This window comes from Amycolatopsis sp. Hca4 (genome assembly GCF_013364075.1).
In the GTDB taxonomy this organism is placed as follows: domain Bacteria; phylum Actinomycetota; class Actinomycetes; order Mycobacteriales; family Pseudonocardiaceae; genus Amycolatopsis.
Map to the genome: position 1 here is coordinate 7,807,807 of NZ_CP054925.1, position 17,894 is coordinate 7,825,700.

The 17,894-nt window shown below is 72.6% G+C and carries 15 protein-coding genes; 8 read left to right on the forward strand and 7 right to left on the reverse strand.

All coding sequences use genetic code 11. From position 1 onward, the window contains the following. The first annotated feature begins 69 nt into the window (after nucleotides 1-69). Together HUT10_RS35410 and HUT10_RS35415 are read left to right on the forward strand one after the other, a co-directional pair. Nucleotides 70-2,748 carry an MMPL family transporter gene (locus HUT10_RS35410; RefSeq protein WP_176175162.1) on the forward strand — a complete coding sequence of 893 codons (2,679 nt, stop codon included), beginning with the start codon at nucleotides 70-72 and terminating at the stop codon, nucleotides 2,746-2,748. Next, a complete protein-coding gene (locus HUT10_RS35415; protein WP_176175163.1) occupies nucleotides 2,748-4,706 on the forward strand; it encodes a YhgE/Pip family protein in 1,959 nt (652 codons plus the stop codon). The genes HUT10_RS35410 and HUT10_RS35415 overlap by 1 nt, the downstream gene beginning before the upstream one ends. Nucleotides 4,707-4,721: 15 nt before the next feature. Here HUT10_RS35415 and HUT10_RS35420 read toward each other — a convergent pair whose 3' ends face one another. The 5 genes from HUT10_RS35420 to HUT10_RS35440 are packed head-to-tail and all read right to left on the reverse strand — an operon-like array spanning nucleotide 4,722 to nucleotide 8,800. After that, nucleotides 4,722-5,270 carry a TetR family transcriptional regulator gene (locus HUT10_RS35420; protein ID WP_176175164.1) on the reverse strand — a complete coding sequence of 183 codons (549 nt, stop codon included), beginning with the start codon at nucleotides 5,268-5,270 and terminating at the stop codon, nucleotides 4,722-4,724. Then, nucleotides 5,270-5,638: an amidohydrolase family protein gene (locus HUT10_RS50135; protein ID WP_217709666.1), complete on the reverse strand. Its 369-nt coding sequence runs from the start codon at nucleotides 5,636-5,638 to the stop codon at nucleotides 5,270-5,272. Before HUT10_RS50135 ends, HUT10_RS35420 begins: the two co-directional genes overlap by 1 nt. Then, a complete protein-coding gene (locus tag HUT10_RS35430; protein ID WP_176175165.1) occupies nucleotides 5,635-7,122 on the reverse strand; it encodes an FAD-dependent oxidoreductase in 1,488 nt (495 codons plus the stop codon). Before HUT10_RS35430 ends, HUT10_RS50135 begins: the two co-directional genes overlap by 4 nt. Further along, the gene (locus HUT10_RS35435; RefSeq protein WP_176175166.1) at nucleotides 7,119-8,015 is read right to left on the reverse strand and encodes an alpha/beta fold hydrolase; all 897 of its coding nucleotides are present in this window, start codon (nucleotides 8,013-8,015) and stop codon (nucleotides 7,119-7,121) included. The genes HUT10_RS35430 and HUT10_RS35435 overlap by 4 nt, the downstream gene beginning before the upstream one ends. Then, complete coding sequence (locus HUT10_RS35440) at nucleotides 8,012-8,800, reverse strand: alpha/beta fold hydrolase (RefSeq protein WP_176175167.1); 789 nt, start codon at nucleotides 8,798-8,800, stop codon at nucleotides 8,012-8,014. The genes HUT10_RS35435 and HUT10_RS35440 overlap by 4 nt, the downstream gene beginning before the upstream one ends. A gap of 57 nt (nucleotides 8,801-8,857) precedes the next feature. Here HUT10_RS35440 and HUT10_RS35445 point away from each other — a divergent pair, with 57 nt between their 5' ends. After that, the gene (locus HUT10_RS35445; protein ID WP_217709667.1) at nucleotides 8,858-9,538 is read left to right on the forward strand and encodes a TetR/AcrR family transcriptional regulator; all 681 of its coding nucleotides are present in this window, start codon (nucleotides 8,858-8,860) and stop codon (nucleotides 9,536-9,538) included. On the opposite strand, the gene HUT10_RS35450 is transcribed toward HUT10_RS35445, so the two are convergent. Together HUT10_RS35450 and HUT10_RS35455 are read right to left on the reverse strand one after the other, a co-directional pair. Next, entirely contained in the window at nucleotides 9,516-11,081 is a 1,566-nt protein-coding gene (locus HUT10_RS35450; protein ID WP_254897163.1) for a glycoside hydrolase family 44 protein, read from the reverse strand. The two genes, HUT10_RS35445 and HUT10_RS35450, sit on opposite strands and share 23 nt — an antisense overlap. A gap of 223 nt (nucleotides 11,082-11,304) precedes the next feature. Continuing rightward, a complete protein-coding gene (locus HUT10_RS35455; RefSeq protein WP_176175168.1) occupies nucleotides 11,305-11,958 on the reverse strand; it encodes a TetR/AcrR family transcriptional regulator in 654 nt (217 codons plus the stop codon). A 136-nt stretch (nucleotides 11,959-12,094) separates the two neighbouring features. Between HUT10_RS35455 and HUT10_RS35460 the strand changes: the two genes are divergently transcribed. From HUT10_RS35460 to HUT10_RS35480, 5 genes are all read left to right on the forward strand, one after another. Beyond that, nucleotides 12,095-13,219: a VOC family protein gene (locus HUT10_RS35460; RefSeq protein WP_254897164.1), complete on the forward strand. Its 1,125-nt coding sequence runs from the start codon at nucleotides 12,095-12,097 to the stop codon at nucleotides 13,217-13,219. A 73-nt stretch (nucleotides 13,220-13,292) separates the two neighbouring features. Next, on the forward strand, nucleotides 13,293-14,216 hold the full coding sequence (locus tag HUT10_RS35465; protein WP_176175170.1) for a fumarylacetoacetate hydrolase family protein: 924 nt from the start codon (nucleotides 13,293-13,295) through the stop codon (nucleotides 14,214-14,216). Beyond that, complete coding sequence (locus tag HUT10_RS35470) at nucleotides 14,213-16,093, forward strand: acyl-CoA synthetase (RefSeq protein ID WP_176175171.1); 1,881 nt, start codon at nucleotides 14,213-14,215, stop codon at nucleotides 16,091-16,093. The genes HUT10_RS35465 and HUT10_RS35470 overlap by 4 nt, the downstream gene beginning before the upstream one ends. Continuing rightward, complete coding sequence (locus HUT10_RS35475) at nucleotides 16,087-16,431, forward strand: DoxX family protein (RefSeq protein ID WP_217709668.1); 345 nt, start codon at nucleotides 16,087-16,089, stop codon at nucleotides 16,429-16,431. Before HUT10_RS35470 ends, HUT10_RS35475 begins: the two co-directional genes overlap by 7 nt. After that, nucleotides 16,428-17,885 (forward strand): bifunctional 3-(3-hydroxy-phenyl)propionate/3-hydroxycinnamic acid hydroxylase, encoded by a 1,458-nt coding sequence (locus HUT10_RS35480; protein WP_368660803.1) that lies wholly within the window; start codon nucleotides 16,428-16,430, stop codon nucleotides 17,883-17,885. Before HUT10_RS35475 ends, HUT10_RS35480 begins: the two co-directional genes overlap by 4 nt. The last annotated feature ends 9 nt before the right edge of the window (nucleotides 17,886-17,894 follow it).

Genomic DNA, 17,894 nt, shown 5'->3' on the forward strand with positions numbered 1-17,894 from the left:
CGATGCACTCTGCATCGGATACATCCTGCATTACGATACACGACGTATCCAACGTGGTCAGGAGGCCTCGTGTCGTCGTTCCTCTACCGGCTGGGCCGCACCGCCGCCCGCGCCCGGGTGCTCGTGCTGGCGCTGTGGGTGGTGGTCCTGGCCGCGGCCGGCGGGGCGGCCCTGCTGTTCAACCAGGGCACCGACGACGCCTTCGCCATCCCCGGGTCGGAGTCCCAGGACGCGCTGGACCACCTCGGCCGGGTCTTCCCCGAAGTCAGCGGCACGTCGGCCCAGCTGGTCCTGGTGGTGCCGGACGGTGCGAAGGCCGACACCCCGGGCAACCGTGCCGCGGTGGCGCAGGCGGTGATCCGCATCGGGAAGCTGGACCAGGTCGCCACCGTCGTGAACCCGTTCGACGAGAACGTCAGCGGCGCGGTATCGGACGACGACCGGGCCGCGCTGATCGCCGTACCGCTGAAGGTCCAGCTCGCCGCCGTCGACCCGGGTACCAAGGCCGGGCTCGCCACGATCGCCGACGACCTCGGGCGCCAGACCGGCGCGAAGGTGTACACCGGCGGCGACGCGTTCTCCGACCGGGTGCCGAAGCTCAGCCCCACCGAGGGCATCGGCCTGCTCATCGCGCTGCTGGTCCTGGTGCTGATGTTCCGGTCCCTGATCGCCGCGGTCATGCCGCTGCTCACCGCGGTCCTCGGGGTCGGCGTCGCGATCGGGCTGATCTTCCTGGCCACCCCGGTCACGCCGATCTCGTCGACCGCGCCGATGCTGGCGGTGATGATCGGGCTCGCGGTCGGCATCGACTACGCCCTGTTCCTGCTGTCCCGGCACCGCGACCAGCTCGCGGAAGGCCTCGACGTCGAGGAGTCGATCGCCAGGGCCACCGCCACCGCCGGCTCGGCGGTGATCTTCGCCGGCCTCACCGTCGTCATCGCCCTGCTCGGCCTGGCCGTCGCGGGGATCCCGTTCCTGACCACCATGGGCGTCGCCGCCGCGGTGGCCGTGGCACTGGCGGTCGGGATCGCCGTCACGCTGGTGCCGGCGCTGATGTCCTTCGCGGGCAAGCGGTTGCGGCCGCGCGCCCCGAAACCGAAGCGGACCCGGCGCCGCCGGAAGCCGCGGATCGCGCGCTGGTGGGTCCGCGCCGCGACGAAGGCGCCCCTGGTCACCGTGCTGGTCGTGGTCGGCGGGCTCGCGGTGTGCGCGATTCCCGCGACGAGCCTGCGGCTGGCGTTGCCGGACAACGGAACCGAGGAGCACGGCAGCCCGGCCCGCGACACCTACGAAGTCGTCAGCGAACACTTCGGTCCCGGCTACAACGGCCCGCTGATCGTCACCGCCGACATCATCACCAGCACCGACCCGATCGGCCTGGTGAACAAGATCGCCGACGAGATCCGGCACGTCCCCGGCGTCGCCTCGGTCCCGCTGGCCACCCCGAACCCCAAGGGCGACACCGGGATCATCCAGGTCGTCCCCACCACCGCGCCGGACTCCGCGCAGACCGACGACCTGGTGGCCCGGCTGCGCGGGCTGGAGCCGCACTTCCGTGAGGTCTACGGCACGCAGACCGCGGTCACCGGCATCACCGCGGTCGGCATCGACGTCTCCGCCCAGCTCGGCAGCGCCCTGCTCCCGTTCGGCATCCTGGTCGTCGGGCTCTCGCTCATCCTGCTGGCCATGGTGTTCCGCTCGATCTGGGTGCCGATCAAGGCCACCGCCGGCTACCTGCTCTCGGTCGCGGCGGCCTTCGGGGCGACGTCGTTCGTGTTCGTGCAAGGACACCTCGCGGACGTCCTGAACGTGACGCACACCGGCAGCGTGATCAGCTTCCTGCCGATCATCCTCATGGGTGTCCTCTTCGGACTCGCCATGGACTACGAGGTCTTCCTCGTCTCCCGAATCCGCGAAGACTACGTCCACTCGCGCGATCCGCACCACGCGATCGAGTCCGGGTTCATCTCCGCCTCGCGCGTGGTGGTCGCGGCCGCGGTGATCATGTTCGCGGTGTTCGCCGCGTTCGTGCCCGAAGGCAGCGCCACCATCAAACCCATCGCGTTCAGCCTCGCCGTCGGGGTCTTCATCGACGCTTTCATCGTCCGGATGACCCTGGTGCCCGCCGTGCTGGCGTTGCTCGGCCGCCGGGCCTGGGGGCTGCCGCCGAAGCTGGACCGCGCGCTGCCGGTGTTCGACGCCGAGGGCGACGCGCTCGTGCACGAACTGCGGCTCGCGGACTGGCCCGGCACGGACGAGGCGATCAGCGCCCGCGGCCTGCGCATGGAGGACGACCGCGGGCGTCCGGTGTACCGGGACGTCGACCTGCGCGTTCCCCGCGGCGGCGTGCTGGTGCTGCACGGCACGGGGGCCTGCGGCAAGACCGCGCTGGCGTACACGCTGGCCGGCCGGGTCACCAAGTTCACCGGCGACCTCAAGGTGCTCGGCCGGGTGCTGCCCCAGCACACGCACGCCCTGCGCCGCGACGTCGCCGTCATCCCGTGCCGCGGCACAGCGGACCCGGCCCGGCAGATCGCCCGCGACGGCGACGCCGGGCTCGTCGTGGTCGACGACGTCGACCTCGTGCTGCGCGCCGACGTCCGCGACCACGTCCGCAGGCTCGTCGCCGAGCGGGGTGCCACGACCTTCGTGCTGACCTGCCAGGACCCCGAGCGCATCGCGGACCTGCTGCCCGCGGGCACACACCTGCACACCCTCACCGCCGTCCAGCCCGCCGAGGTCCGCTGATGCTCAAGCCGTTCGCCGATTCCGCCCGTGCCCTCGCCACCGGGCCGCTGACCTGGCGCACCTGGGCCGGCCTGATCGCCGTGCCGCTCATCGTCATGGGCCTGCTCACGTGGGCGTTCTGGACACCGGACGCCAACCACGGCACGGCCAAGGCCGCCGTGGTCAACCACGACGAACCCGTCCAGGTCAACGGCCAGACCATCCCGCTCGGCCGTCAGCTGGCGGGTTACCTGACCCACAGCGAAGATTCGGCCTACGACTGGGTCCTCACCGACGCCGACGACGCCGCCGCCGGTCTCGCCGACGGCAGCTACGCGGCCACGGTGACGATTCCGAAGGACTTCTCCGCCCGCGCCACCTCGAGTGCCACCGCCAAACCGCTCGAGGCTCGCCAAGCGCAGCTGCAGGTGCAGACCTCCGACGCGGCCGGTGTCAGCGACCCCGGCTTGGCCGGCCACATCGCCCAGGCCACCCAACGGACGTTGAACCAGCAGGTCGTGCAGACCTATTTGGACAACGTCTACATCGGATTCACCACCCTGCACCAGAAGGTCGGCCAAGCCGCGGACGGCGCGGCCCAGCTGGCCGACGGGACGCGTCAGCTGGACGATGCCGCCGGGCAGCTGCGCACCGGCGCCGGCCAGCTCGCCGACGGAACCGCCCAGCTCGCCACCGGCTCCGGCAAGCTGGCGTCCGGGCTCACCCAGGCCGAGCGCGACACCGCGCAGCTGCCCGCGCTGACCCGGCAGCTGGCCGACGGCGCCGACCAGGTCGCCGACGGCAACGAACAGCTCGCCGGCGTCGTCGTCCCGCTGGCGAACCGGATCATCGCCGCGCTCGACGCCGTCCCGTCGGCGAGCAGCGCGGCCCAGCAGTTCCGGCAGCTCGCGGACGAGTGCACCGGCTCCCCGGCGTTCTGCGACCGGCTCCGGGCGACCGCGGACCGGTTCACCACCGACGCGGGCAAGATCGACGGCGTCAAGGCCGCCGTCCGCGCCAACGCCGTCAAGGCCCGCGACGCCGTTCAGGCCCTGGCCACCGGCGCCCGCAAGGTCGCCGTCGGCAACGCGCAGCTCGCCGCGAAGTCGAAGGAGCTGGCCGCCGGCATCGCGTCCGCCGCCAGTGGCGCGAGGCAGCTCGACACCGGCGTCCGGCAGGCGAACTCCGGCGCGCAGAAGCTCGCCTCCGGAGCCGGGCAGCTGAAGGACGGGACCAAGAAGGCCGACGACGGCGCCCGGGAACTCGCCACCCAGCTGGACCAGGGCCGCGACCAGGTGCCCAGTTACACCGACGCCGAACGCGCGCACCTCAAGACCGTCGCGGCCGACCCGAGCACCGCCAGGACCGACGGCACCCCGATCGGCACCCTGGCCCTGACGTTGTTCGCCGCGCTCGCCCTGTGGGCGCTGGCGCTGGCCACCTACATCGTCACCCGGGCCGTGCCGGACGGCGTCCTGACCGCGCGTGAACCGACGTGGCGGATCATCGTCCGCGCCGCCATCCCCGGCGCCACCGCGGCGGCCCTGGCCGCGGTCGCCATCACCGCGATCGCCGTCCCGGTGCTCGAACTCGGGTTCGTCGGCACCCTCGGCTTCCTGCTGATCGCGCTGCTGGCCGCCTCGGCGTTCGTCGCGCTGAACCAGGCCGCCACGGCGATCTTCGGCCGCGCCGGCCGGATAGCTTCTCTCGCGGTGCTGGTCCTGGCGGGCGCGACCGGCGTCGTCTCGACGCTGCCGGGGCCGCTGTATGCCATCGCGGACTACCTCCCGACCCACGGCGCCGTCCTGGCGCTGCGGGCCGCGGCCACCGACGGCACCGGCCTCACGACCGGGGTCGCCCAGCTCGCCGCGTGGCTGGTGGTCGGGACGCTGGTCTCGATCCTGGTCACCGACCGGCGCCGCTACCTGTCCGCCAAGAGCATCCGGCTGCGCCACGCCCACCCGCTGGCGACCGTCTGACCGCGAGAGCCGATCTCACCGTTCAGCGCCGGTCAGGCCGTGGAGCACGAGGTTGGTGACGGTGTCGGCGGTGGCGCCGTCCGCGGTGGGCAGGGCGTGGTTGAGGCCGACGAGCATCGCGCCCACCGCGACGGCCAGCAGCTCGGGATCCCCGGGCAGTGGCTGGCCGCGGTCACGCAGGTCCTCCAGGTGCCGCCTCAGCGGGGTGGTCCAGTGGGCCAGCTCGTCCCGCAGCCGCCCGGACGCCGGGGAAGCCGCGATCGCCGACTGCAGCAGGGCGACGGCGGTCGGGCGGTGGGTGCGCAAAGCCGTCCAGCAGGCCGTGATGTGCTCGCGGATCGTGTCCGTGGTGGGACGCGGGGCCGCGGCCAGTTCGCCGCGCAGGGCCGCGAGGATCTGCTCCTTGCCGGTGAAGTGGGTGTAGAAGGAGCCCGCCGCGCGGCCGGCCGCGGTGGCGATGTCGGTGATCTTGGTGTCGAGGTAGCCGTGTTCGGCGAACAGCCGCTTCGCCGCGGCCAGCAGGTCCGTCCGGGTGCGGCTCGCGAGTTCGGCTCGGCTGGCCATCAGCTCGCGAGGAGGTGCTCGGCGGATTCGTGGAGCGGGGATCGCACCTTGCCGGGGTCGACGTCGACGAGGGCGTGGTCGCGTTTGCGCCGGCGGACGGCGACCATGACCGCTTCGAGCCGGCCGACGCGATCGGCGAGGCCCCGCGCTCGGGCGCCTTCGGTCGTCGCCCAGGCCAGGGCCTGCTTGGCGGTGATCGTCGCGGTGAGGGCGAAAGAACCGGTGTCCTGCCGGTGCCGCTCGTGGTCGTGGCCCCGCTGGGCGGCGAGGGCGATGCGGGCGGCGGAGAGCACGTCGGCGCGTTCGGCGTCGGGCCGGTACGGCGCCATGGTGATCACGCGCGCGCCGCGCAGCAGGACACGGCTCACCGCGGCACTTCCGGCGTCATGGTGCGGACGGCGGCGCGGGTCGAGGCGAGGAAGTCCTGGGTGGCGATGTGCCCGAGGTAGCCGTCGGGCCGGACGAGCAGCAGCGTGTCGCCTTCGATCCCGTAGCCAGTGCGGAAGCTGCCCGGTCCGTCGACGGTGAGGCGGCGCAGCGGCGCTCCCGTGGCGGGCCAGTCGAGTTCGGCGCTCGCCGCGGTGGCCTGCGTGCCGTGGGCGAGGAGGGTGAAGTGCGGCCCTCGGAAGGTGCCGAACAGCCGTGCGCCGCCGAGGTCGGCGTCCGGGGCCCGGTCGCCGATCTGCAACGTCGCCGTGCGGTCGGCTTCGGCCGGGGCGAGCGGGCCGCCGTGGTAGGTGATGGACAGCTGTTGTTCGTCCTTGCCGCGGCGCAGGCTCGACGGGTCGAGTTCGGCGAGGCCTTCGTACTTCTTCGTGGACAACCCGAGCACGCCCGCGGCGATGGGGAGGCGTTCGGCCTCGTAGGTGTCGAGCAGCCGCGGGTCGGCTCCGGCGAGGACCTGGGCGAGTTTCCAGCCGAGGTTGTAGGCGTCCTGGATGCCGGTGTTGAGGCCTTGGGCCCCGGCGGGGGTGTGCACGTGGGCGGCGTCGCCGGCGAGGAAGACCCGGCCGCGGCGGTAGGCCTCGACCAGGCGGATGTTGGGCCGGAACACCGACCGCCACTGGATGTCGCGCACGGCGATGTGCCGGTTGCGGGTGTGCGCCCGGATCCGCCGGGTGATCGCCTCCTCGCCCTCGGGCGGTTCTTCGCCGGGAGCCAGGCGGATCATCCACTGGAACAGGTCGGTGTGCGGCAGCGGGCAGGCGCCGGTGAACCGGCCTTTCACGCCGGGCCAGACGTGCCAGCGGTCGCGGGACAGGCCGGTGGTGACGGCGTCGACGATCAGCATCCGGTCCCGCTCGTCGGTCTCGCCGAGGAAGCCGAGGTCGAGGTGCTTGCGGACGGCACTGGACCCGCCGTCGGCGCCGACGAGGTAGCGGGTGGTGATCCGTTCGGGGCCGTGGTCGCCGGTCACGGTGGCGGTGACCGACGTGTCGTCCTGGTCGAAGCCGGTGAGTTCGCGGCCGTATTCGACCTTGCCGCCGAGCTGCTCGAGCCGGTCGTGCAGCACGGCGTCGGTGCGGGACTGGGGCATCAGCCGGGTGTTCGGGTACGGCACGTCGGCGGTGGCTTCGCGGTTGCGGAACATCCGCCACGGCACGGCGACCGGACCCAGGTGAATGCCCAGCCGGGGGTAGTCGCTGCTGCCGGCGAGGACGTCCTTGAGCGCGCCGAGGTCGTCGAACACCTCGAGCGTGCGGGGCTGGATACCTTTGGCGCGGGAGCCGTCGAAGGAGTGCGGGGCCTTGTCGATGATCCGGACGGCCAGGCCGCGGCGGGCCAGGTCGATGGCGAGGGTGGTGCCGGCCGGGCCGGCCCCGGCGATCAGGACGTCAAGGGTGTCGTTCATGGTTCGAGCCGTTCCGGGTGGGGAACGGTGAACGACGCGAGCAGGTCGCCGACGTCGTCCGGCCGTTCGTAGGGGGCCATGTGGCCGCATTCGGTGATCACGTGCGTCTGCCGCGGACGCAGCAGTTCGTGCACGGTGTCCAGGTGGGTGATCGGGGTGACGCGGTCGTCGTCGCCCCACACCAGCAGGACCGGCAGTCCCAGGTCGCCCGTGCTGCGGAACAGGTCCTGCCGCTCGTGGAGCGGGAAGTCCTGCAGTGTCTGGAAGAACGCGTAGAGGGAGCCTTCGTAGCGGTAGGCGTCCTGCACCATGGCGACCAGCCGGGCGGACAGGCTGGGGTCGCGGACGTTGTGCCCGAGGTGGCCTTCCAGGAGCTTGCGGCCGAAGCGCCGGGCGACGAACCCGGCCACGATGTCGTTGCGCAGCAACCGCTGCGGCAGCGGCCGCGCACCCAGCCCGGCCGGGCCCACGATCGTGAGCGTGGCCACGGTCTCGGGAAAGAGGTTCGCGTAGGCCATCGCGACCAGGGCCCCCATCGACGTGCCGACGACGTGGTGCGGACCGCTCGGGCTCAGCGCGGCGGTGAGCTCGGCCAGCTGCCGCACGAACAACGCTTCGTCGTAGCGGCCCCGGACCCGGTCGGAACAGCCGCGCCCGTAGGCACTGTAGGCCAGGGTGCGCAGCCCGCGGGCGTGCAGCCGCGCGGCGAGGGAGTCCCAGTAGGACAAGGGGATCGTGATGCCGGGAACCAGCACGGCGAGTTCGCCGTCGTCGGGGCCGGTCAGCTCGTAGTGCGTCACCCCGTCGGACAGGGTGACGAAGTCGCCGCGCAGGGCCGGCCGCGTGGCCGCATCCAGCCGGAGGTCCTCATCGGAGGCGACGAAGTACTTCATTGCAGGAACTCCCTGATCGCCTTCGCCACCCAGGACGGGTCTTCTTCCGGCAGCAGGTGGCCACCGTCGGCGTGGACGCGCTCGGTGGCGCCGGGAATGTCGCGGGCGAAGTGCTGCCCGTCGATCTCCGCGCTGCGCAGGACCAGCGTCGGGACCGCGATCTTCGGGATGTCGGCGCTGCGGTCGGGCTGGTCGGTGGTGGCGAAGTCGACGAACGCCGACCGGTTCCCCGGACGGCTGGTCAGCGCGTGCACCCGGTCGACCATCGCGTCGTCCACGATCGCCGAGTTCGCGCCGACGGCCTCGCGCAGACCGCGTTCGGTCGCGCTCCGCGGCAGCCAGCGTCGCAACAGCGGGCGCAGCGCCGGGTTCCGGGCCAGCCGTAGCCCGGCGGGCAGCGTCTTCTCCGGGTAGCCCGTGGCGTTGACCAGCACCAGCCGATCCACCCGCTCGGGCGCGTCCAGAGCGAGGTTCCACGCGATGTTGCCGCCGAGCGAGTTCCCCGCCAGCGCGAAGTGCGGCACCTCGAGCGCGGTCAGGAAGCGGGCGATCGTGCCCGCGTAGGTCCGGACGCGGTAGTCGCGATCGGGCCGCGGTCCCGTCCGCCCGAAGCCGGGCAGGTCCGGGCGGATCACGTCGAAGGACGACGACAACAGCTCCGCCACCCGCCCGAAGCCCTCCAGCGAGGACCCGCTGCCGTGCAGCAGCACCACCGCGGGCCCCCGGCCTGCGCGGACGTAGTGGATGCGCTGGCCGTCGATGGCCACTGACTGCGTGCTCTCCATAATGGCAACAGTGTTGCCACTATTGCGGCGGGTGTCAACCGCGGCCATACTGAACGGGTGACCAGTCCGTCCCCGGCCGCTCGGCGGTCACGAGGCCGTCCCGCCGTCCCGCTGGACCGGATCCTCGCCGCGGCCCTGCAGCTCGTCGACGAGGAAGGCGCCGAGGCCCTGTCGATGCGGAGCCTCGCCCAGCGGCTCGAATCCGGCACGGCCACGCTCTACCGCCACTTCGGCAACCGGGCGACGTTGGTCAACCACGTCGTCGACCGGGTGTTCGGCGAGGTCGACCTCGATCCACGGGCACTGGCGGAGCTGAGCTGGGACCAGGCCTGCCAGGTCGTCGCCCAGGCGATGTTCGACGCGCTGGGCCGGCACCGGAGGGTCGCGCCCCTGCTGATCGAGCAGACCCCGACCGGGCCGAACGCGATGGTGCTGCGGGAACGCTGCCTGGCCGTCCTGCTCGACGGCGGGCTGCCGCCGAGTGTCGCGGCGCGCGTCTACGCGACTCTCTCGCGCTACGTCCTCGGGTTCGCCATCCAGCTCGCCGGCACCGAGGACGGCGCCGAACGGGAGCGGGCGTCAGCGCACTTCCACGATCTGCCGCCCGTCGGCTTCCCGGCCACGCGCGCGGCCGCGGACTCGTTGCCGGTGCCGCTGGAGGACGAGTTCGCCTTCGGCCTGGAGCTGATCGTCACCGGCCTGCGCCGGCTGCACGCTACGGCAGGACGAGCAGGGTGATGGAGTTCGCCGGGTAGGTCGTGGTGACGCGGCCGCGGTTCACCGGCAGGTCGCTGCCTCGCACGATCGAGGAAAGATCGGCGGCGCCGTAGGTGAACCGCTGCGCCTTGCCCTTGCCGGCGGCGCCGGTGATCGACAGCGGGGCGGAGAGCTCGGTGGCCGTCTTGTTGACCACCATGAGCGTGAGCGCCCCGTCGCAGCGGCGTTGCGCGCCGTAGATCGCGAGCTGCCCCTGGTCGGTGCTGGCCGCCGAGACGCTGACGTCGCCGAACTTGCCGCCGGCACCGTCGTAGTTGCGGTACATCCGGAACGCGTAGGCGGCCGGGTCCGTGGGCTTGGGCTCGCCCCAGATGGTGGCCAGGTCGAGACCCTCGCGGCCGAAGATGCCGAGGACGTCGGCCTCGGCCAGCGCGCCGTTGATGTCGTCGAGGGCGCCCCAGTTGTATTCGGTGATGGCGGTCCGGGTGCCGGGGTAGTACCGGTCGACCCACTGCTTCATCGTGCGGATGAACTGCAGTGGTGGCGCGTTGACCCCGCTCGGGCCGATCCAGGATTCCTCGACGTAGGACGGGTCCCACAGGGAGCGCGTCGACCGCAGCCGCCACGCGTTGGCTTCGGGCGTCTTGTCGCCGCTGATCTGGGGGTAGTAGTGCTGGTCGAAGTAGTCGAGCAGCCGCTTGCCCGCGGTGTTGCTCGCGTCCTTCATGTTCTTCAGGAACCACTGGGACAGGTTGAGCCCGCCGTGGGCGGCGGCGTCGGCGCCCGGGGCGCAACCGTCCACACCGGACGCAACCCATTCGCAGTAGCCCCAGCCCGAAGGGCCGAGGACCGCCGCGCGCGGGTCGGCGGCCTTGACGGCGGCGGCGGTCGCCGTGCTCTTGCTGCCCAGCTCGTCGTCGCTCACCGGCTGTGGGTGCACGTCCCGGTGCGTGGAGCTCCACAGCACCGGTTCGTTGTCGAGTTCGTAGATGGGGACGCCGCCGCGCGCCGCCGGGCCGAACCGGCTCACCAGGTGCGAGACCATTTCGCCGGCGAAGGCCGCGTCCGCCGGGACGGAGGTGTCCGTCGGCTCGGCCCCGGTCAGGTCGGTGTTGTCGAGCCGGCCGTTGCCGCAGTTGGCGTCCCACTGGTCGAACGAGTCCTGGCTGGGGAAGCGGGTGGCGGGGAAACCGCAGGCGTGCGGCCACTCCGGCCCGTCCTTCGCCACCCACCCGGACATCGGCAGGGTGACGACCTGCTTGCTCCCGCGGTCGAGGTTGCGCTGGACGTAGGCCTCGAGGGTGTTGTCCGGCCCGGCCACGATGTTCTCGAAGTACCAGTCACTGCCGGTGTTGTAGGTGTGGTTCTTGAAGTTGTAGCGGCTGCTCGCGTTGCCGCCCCAGCGTGAGACCGGCGTGCCGAGCTCGGCGACGAGCGCGGGGTCGCCGCCGTTCATCCCGTAGATGTCCGGGCTGATCGCGTGCCGGGCCGCGCGGAGGTCCACTGACAGGCTGAGCCCGGCGGCGGAAGCCGGTGGTGCCGCGGTGGTCAGGAGCGCGGCCACCAGGCAACCGCCTGCCGCGAGGGGCTTGCCGGACCGTGGGCGATTCCGCCGCTGAGCAGCCACCGGGAACTCCTGACGTCGTCGTGTGGGAGCGCTCCCACACGATACCGGCGGTGGGCCGGGCGTCAATCGGCCGAGCGGAAGCGGTGCCGGCCTCGTCTGTGTACCAGCGCATTCGCCCCCGTCGGCGGCGGTAACTTTCCGCGAAGCCGGGACGCTGTGCTCAGGCGGCGGTGTCCGGCGTCGCAGCGGCGTCGAGGTCGGGCAGTGGCCTGCTGCAGATGTCGTGGGCTTCGGCCGCGGTGAGGCCGAGCATGCGCAGCAGGTCCTCGGTCACCTCGTCGGTCGCCGCGGCGTCGTCTCGCTCGGGCCGGCAGTGCAGCAGGTGGCCGAGGCCGAGCGCGGTGCCGGCGACCGTGACCATGGCGAGTTCGGGGTCGGTGACGGTGAAGCGGCCGGCTCGCACGGCGGCCTCGATGTCGCGGCGGGCCCGGGGAGCCAGCCCGCTCTCCGCGGTGGCGAGTTCGAGCCCGTGGTGCAGGAGGACCTTGCTGAGCTCGGGGTGCTTCCGGTGCAGGCGCCCGGTCAGCCGGAAGCTCTGCGCGAAGACCTGGGCCGGGTCGTCGAGGCCGGTGGTCAGCTCGTCCAGCAGGGCGCCGTGGGTGTCGAGGGCGTCCTCGACCGCCGCCCGGTAGAGCTGCTCCTTCGTCTCGAAGTGGTTGTAGAACGACCCCATCCCGACGTCGGCGGCCTGGGTGATCTCCAGGATCGGCACCGCCGTCTTCCCCTCGGCGATCAGTGCCTGGGCCGCTCGGACCAGGGCGGCGCGGGTGCGCGCCTTGCGCCGTTCCAGTCGGCTCGGAGCGTGCTCCGGCATCCGTGCTCCCGTCTTCGCAGGTCGTCGCCGCATCGTAGCTCATGACGTCACTGATGAGGAAATCGTCAGAAACTCTTGACTGAGGACATGCTCGTAACTGACGATGTCGTCATAATTGTGGATGGAGGGAGCAGCCGTGGGAGATCCGCACAGCGGGCTGCACAGCGAGCACGGCGCACTCGCGGGTGAGCACCCCGGCCGGGCGGCGAACCCGGTGATCAAGGTGCACGACCTCGCGTGGCTGGAATTCGAGAAACCGGACCTGGAGCGGGCGGAGGTGTTCGCCCGTGCCTTCGGGTTCACCACCGTGCTCCGCACCGGGCGCGAGCTGCACCTGCGGGGCACCGACGCCGGCGCGCCGTGCGTGCTCATCCGCAAGGGCCCCCGGTCGAAGTTCCTCGGACCGGCGTTCCTGGCCGCGGCGCCGGGCGACGTCCTGCGGCTGGCCGAAGCCACCGGCCGGGCGGTCGCCATGCTGCCGGAGACGCTGGGCGGCGTCGTCGTGGACGTGCCCGACCCGAGCGGCCTGCGGGTCCGGGTCGTCGCGGACACCCACGAGCTGCCCGCGCTGGCGCCGCAGGAGCCACAGCTGCTCAATCTCGGGCACGAGGTCCGACGGGTCAACGCCGCGCAACGCCCGCCACGGGCCCCGGCGCTGGCGCAGCGGCTCGGGCACGTGGTGCTGCAGACGACCCGCTACCGCGAGGTCCTGGACTGGTACCTGGACCACCTGGGCCTGATCGTCAGCGACTTCCTGTACTACCCGGGGCAGCGCGAGCGCGGGCCGGTGATGAGCTTCATCCGGTGCGACCGCGGGGCCACCCCGGCCGACCACCACACGCTGGCCATGGTGCTCGGCCCGGCCGACCGCTACGTGCACTCGGCCTACCAGGTTGCCGACCTCGACGCGCTGGCCGCCGGTGGCGAGTACCTGCGCGAGCACGGCTACCACCACTCGTGGGGCATCGGCAGGCACGTCGAGGGCAGCCAGCTCTTCGACTACTGGCGTGACCCGGACGGGTTCATGGTCGAGCACTTCAGCGACGGCGACCTGTTCGACAACACCCTCGAGCCCGGCTGGGCCCCGATGACCGCTTCCGGGCTGGCCCAGTGGGGGCCACCCGCCACCGCCGACTTCCTCGGCGTCAAGCCCGGCCGGGAAGCACTGCGCGAACTGCGTGCGGTGTTCTCCGCGCTCCGCGAAGACAACGAATTCGACGCCCAGCGCTTCCTGGGCCTGCTGAAGGTGGCCCGTTCATGAACGAGCTTGCGAGTGAATCATCCAACACAGCGCTTCCGGCTCAGGCGGCACCGAGCGCCAGCGAGGTGTGCGCATGAGCGTGACCGTCCTGCGCACCGCCGACGCCTGGTACGTCGCCACCCCGTCGGGCGCGGCGGAGATCCCGACGGCCGCGACGACCACCGCCGAACTGCTCGGCGACCGCGCGGCGATCGCCGCCGCGGCCACGGAGACCGTGCCGGTGGCCTCGCTCGACCTGGTTTCCCCGGTCACCGCGCCCTGCCGCGTGGTCGCCCAGATGACCAACTTCGCCTCGCACGTCACCGACGCCGGGATGGACCCGGAAACCGTGCCGCTGACGTTCTTCCGCAAGGCGTCCGGGTCGATCAGCGGCCCCTTCGACGACGTCGTCAAGCCGCCGCACGTGACGCTGCTCGACTACGAGGTCGAGATCGGGCTGGTCATCGGCCGGGAAATCCCGGTCGGCAGCGAGATCGCCGAGGAGTGCATCGCGGGCCTGGTGGTGACCAACGACGTCTCCGCCCGGGACATCCAGCTGCCGCAGACCCAGTTCTACGAGGCCAAGTCGTACCCGACGTTCACCCCGGCCGGGCCGGCCCTCGTCCTCTTGGAGGCCAACGAGCTGAAGCGGTTCGCCGACCTGCGGCTGCGGCTGTCGGTCAACGGCACGGTCCGCCAGAACGCGGTCGTCGGCGAGGACATGATCCACCGCCCGCTCGAGGCCCTGCAGGCGTTGACCCGGTTCCAGCGGCTGGATCCCGGCGATCTGGTGCTGACGGGGACTCCGGTCGGCACGGCGTTGTCCGCGCCGCCGAAAGTGGTGGAGAAGATCGCCGCGCTGCTGCCGCCGGCCCTGAAGTGGAAGCTGTTCTTCAAAGGCCAGGCGAAGAACCCGAAGTACCTGGCCGACGGCGACGTCATCGAGGCTTCGGTCGCCACCGACGACGGTGCCCTCGACCTCGGCACCCAGCGCACGGTCGTGAGGTACCGGCGATGACGGGCGCTTCGCTGTGGCCGCGTTACGCCGAGCCCGCCGACCTGGCCGAGATCGAAGCCGTCCCGCTCGCCGACCGCGGCCTGCCGGAGTCGACCTACGCCCTGCTCCTGCGGGCCGCCGGATGGTGGCCGGAGCACCCGGCGACGACCGTCCTGCCCGAGGCCGCGCGGTGGCGGGAACCGGTCCGGCGCACGTTCGCCGAGCTGCTCGCCGACGTCCACCGCTACGCGAACCTGCTGCTCGACCTCGGGGTCCGGCGGGGCGACGCGGTGGCGTTGCTGGCCCCGAACTGCGCGGAGCTGATCCCGGCGACGCTGGCCGCGCAGCTGGCCGGGGTCGCGGCCCCGCTGAACGGCGGCCTGGCCCGCGACCACCTCGGCGAGCTGCTCCGCCGGTCCGGCGCGCGCGTGCTGATCACCGCCGGTCCGGAACTCGCGCCGGAAGCCTGGGACACCGCCCGGACGCTGGCCGCCGAGCTGGACGTCGTCCTCGTGCTGCGCCCGACCGGCGCGGCAGGCGAACCGCCCGCGTTGCCCGCCGTCGACGGGGTGCGCGTCGGCTACCTCGCCGAGCTCGCCTCCACAATGGACTCGTCCGAGTTCGCCGGTGCACTCCCGGTGGCGTCGGACCTGGCCGCGTTGTTCCACACCGGCGGCACCACCGGGGCGCCGAAGCTGGCCGCGCACACGCACGCCAACGAGGTCGCCGACGCGTGGATGATCGCGGCGAACTCCCTGCTCGACGTCGGCTCGGTCGTCTTCGCGGCGCTGCCGCTGTTCCACGTCAACGCGCTGGTGGTCACCCTGCTCGCGCCGCTGTTCCGAGGGCAGCACGCGGTGTGGGCCGGCCCGCTCGGCTACCGGGAACCCGCGCTGTACGGGGAGTTCTGGAAGATCGTCGAGCACCACCGGATCGCCGCGATGAGCGCCGTGCCGACGGTGTACGCGGTGCTCGCGCAGTGCCCGGTGAACGCCGACATTTCGAGCCTGCGCTACGCCATGGTCGGCGCTTCACCCCTGCCCGCGGCGGTGCGCGAGGGCTTCCAGGCGCACACCGGCGTCACCCTGGTCGAGGGCTACGGGCTGACCGAAGCCACCTGCGCCAGCGCCCGCAGCTTCCCCGACGACCCGCGCCCCGGCGCCGTCGGGCAGCGCCTGCCGTACCAGCGGATGAAGGTCGTGCACCCGGAAACGGGGGAGGAGTTGCCCAGCGGCGAAACCGGGGTGCTGGCCATCAGCGGCCCGGCCGTGTTCCCCGGCTACGTCGTCGGGCGTGCCGGAACCGGGTACGTCCTGGACGGCCTCGGCAAACTTCGCGACGGCTGGCTGACCACCGGTGACCTGGCCCGGTTGGACGCCGACGGGTTCGTGCACCTGGCCGGCCGGGCCAAGGACCTCATCATCCGCGGTGGGCACAACATCGACCCGGCCCTGGTCGAGGACGCCCTGCTCACCCACCCCGAGGTGACCGCGGCCGGCGCGGTCGGCCGTCCGGACGAGCATTCCGGGGAGGTGCCCGTCGCGTACGTGACCCTCGCTCCCGGTGCCACCGTCACCGAGGACGAACTGCGGACGTGGGCCGCCGGCCGCGTGCCCGAGCGGGCCGCTGCGCCGAAGGCGGTCACGGTGCTCGACGCACTGCCGGTGACCGACGTCGGCAAGCCTTACAAGCTCGCCCTGCGTGCCGACGCCACCCGCCGCGCGATCGCCGAGGCACTGACGGCATTCGACGGGGTGAGCGTCGACGCGGTGATCGAGGATGCGACCGTGGTCGCCGCCGTCACCCTTCCGTCCGAAGTGGACGAACCGGAGGTGGCCGCGACCCTCGCCCGCTACACCGTGCCCACCCGGCTGGCCTTCGGAGGAAAACCGTGTTGATCGCCCTGTCCGTCCTCGCGGCGGTCATCTTCCTCTTCTCCGGCGCGGCCAGCCTGCTCGCGCTCGCGCCCATGCGGGAACGCGCCGCGCACACCGGCTTTTCCGTCACCGCCTACCGCGGTATCGGTGCGTTGCAGATCGCCGGAGCCGCCGGGCTCCTGCTCGGCTTGAGCGTGCCGGTCCTCGGCGCGCTGGCCGGCACCGGCCTGCTCCTCCTGCTCGCCGGCGCCGTCATCACGCACGTGCGCGTCCACGACCGCGGCCGCGACCTCGCGCCGGCGCTGGTCTGCGCGGTGCTCGTCGCCGGCTACCTGGTGGCGCTCGGGGTGTCGCCGTGAGGGTGCCGGTCGTCATCGTCGGCGCGGGCCCGACCGGGCTGACGGCCGCGGCCCTGCTCGGCCGGTACGGCGTCGAATGCCTGGTGCTGGAGCGCTGGGAATCGGTCTACCCGCAGCCGCGCGCGGTGCACCTGGACGACGAGGTGCACCGCATCCTCGGCCGACTCGGGCTGGCCGCGGAGTTCGCGGCCATCTCCCGGCCCTGCCACGGGCTGCGGTTGCTCGACCCGGGCCTGCGGGTGCTGGCCGAGTTCCGCCGTTCCCCGGGAGGCGGCCGCCACGGCTACCCCGAGGCGAACATGTTCGACCAGCCCGACCTCGAGCACCTGCTCCGCGCCCACCTGGCGACGGTCGGCGCGGTCACCCTGCGCGGCAACACCGAGGTGACCGGGATCCGGCAGGACGGCACCGGCGTGCGGGTCGAGGTGACCGACCGCGGCACCGGCGCGCGCGAGACGATCGACGCGGACCACGTCCTGGGCTGCGACGGCGCCAACAGCGTCGTGCGGACGGCGATCGGCGCGACGATGGCGGACCTGAAGTTCGACCAGCGCTGGCTCGTGGTGGACATCGCCACCACCGCCGACCTCGGCCAGTGGGAGGGCGTGCACCAGGTCTGCGACCCGGCCCGCGCGGCGACCTACATGCGCATCGGGAAAACCCGCTACCGCTGGGAATTCCGGCTGCTGCCGGGGGAGACCGCCGACGGCTTCCACACGCTGGACCGGCTGCACCCGCTGATCGCGCCGTGGACCGGGCACGTCCCGGCCGCGGAGCTGGAGATCGTCCGCGTCGCGGAGTACACCTTCCGCGCGCGGGTCGCGGACCGGTGGCGCGACCGCCGCGTGTTCCTGCTCGGCGACGCCGCCCACCTCACCCCGCCGTTCATCGGCCAGGGGATGGGCGCCGGCCTGCGTGACGCCGTCAACCTGGCCTGGAAGGTCGCCGGTGTGCTGGACGGGACCCTGCCCGAGCGCGTGTTCGCCAGTTACGAGGCCGAACGCAAGCCGCACGCGCGCGCGATGATCCGGCGGGCCGTGCTGATCGGCAGGGCCATGACCGAAGGCGGGCGGTTCGGCGACCTGATCCGCCGGGTGGTCGCGCCGCGCCTGAGCGGCCGCGTCCTCGACAGCGCGACGCCGGGACTGCACCGCTCGGACCTGGTCGTGCGGCCCCGCTTCGGGCGGTCCCTGGCGGGACGGCTGTGCCCCAACGCCCTCCTCGACGACGGAACCCGCTTCGACGACGTCGCCGGCGGCCGCTTCGCCGTCGTCACCACGAAAACGCCGTCGGAGACCGAGCGGGCCGCCATCCGCGAGTCCGGCGCGGTCCTCGTCCCCACCCGGCTCTCCGGTGAGCTGCGGCGCTGGCTGCGCACCGGCGCGGCCGTCGTCCGTCCGGACGGGACGGTGCTGAGCGCCGGTCGCCGCCTCTCCCGGTGCCAGTACCCCTGACAAAGAGCG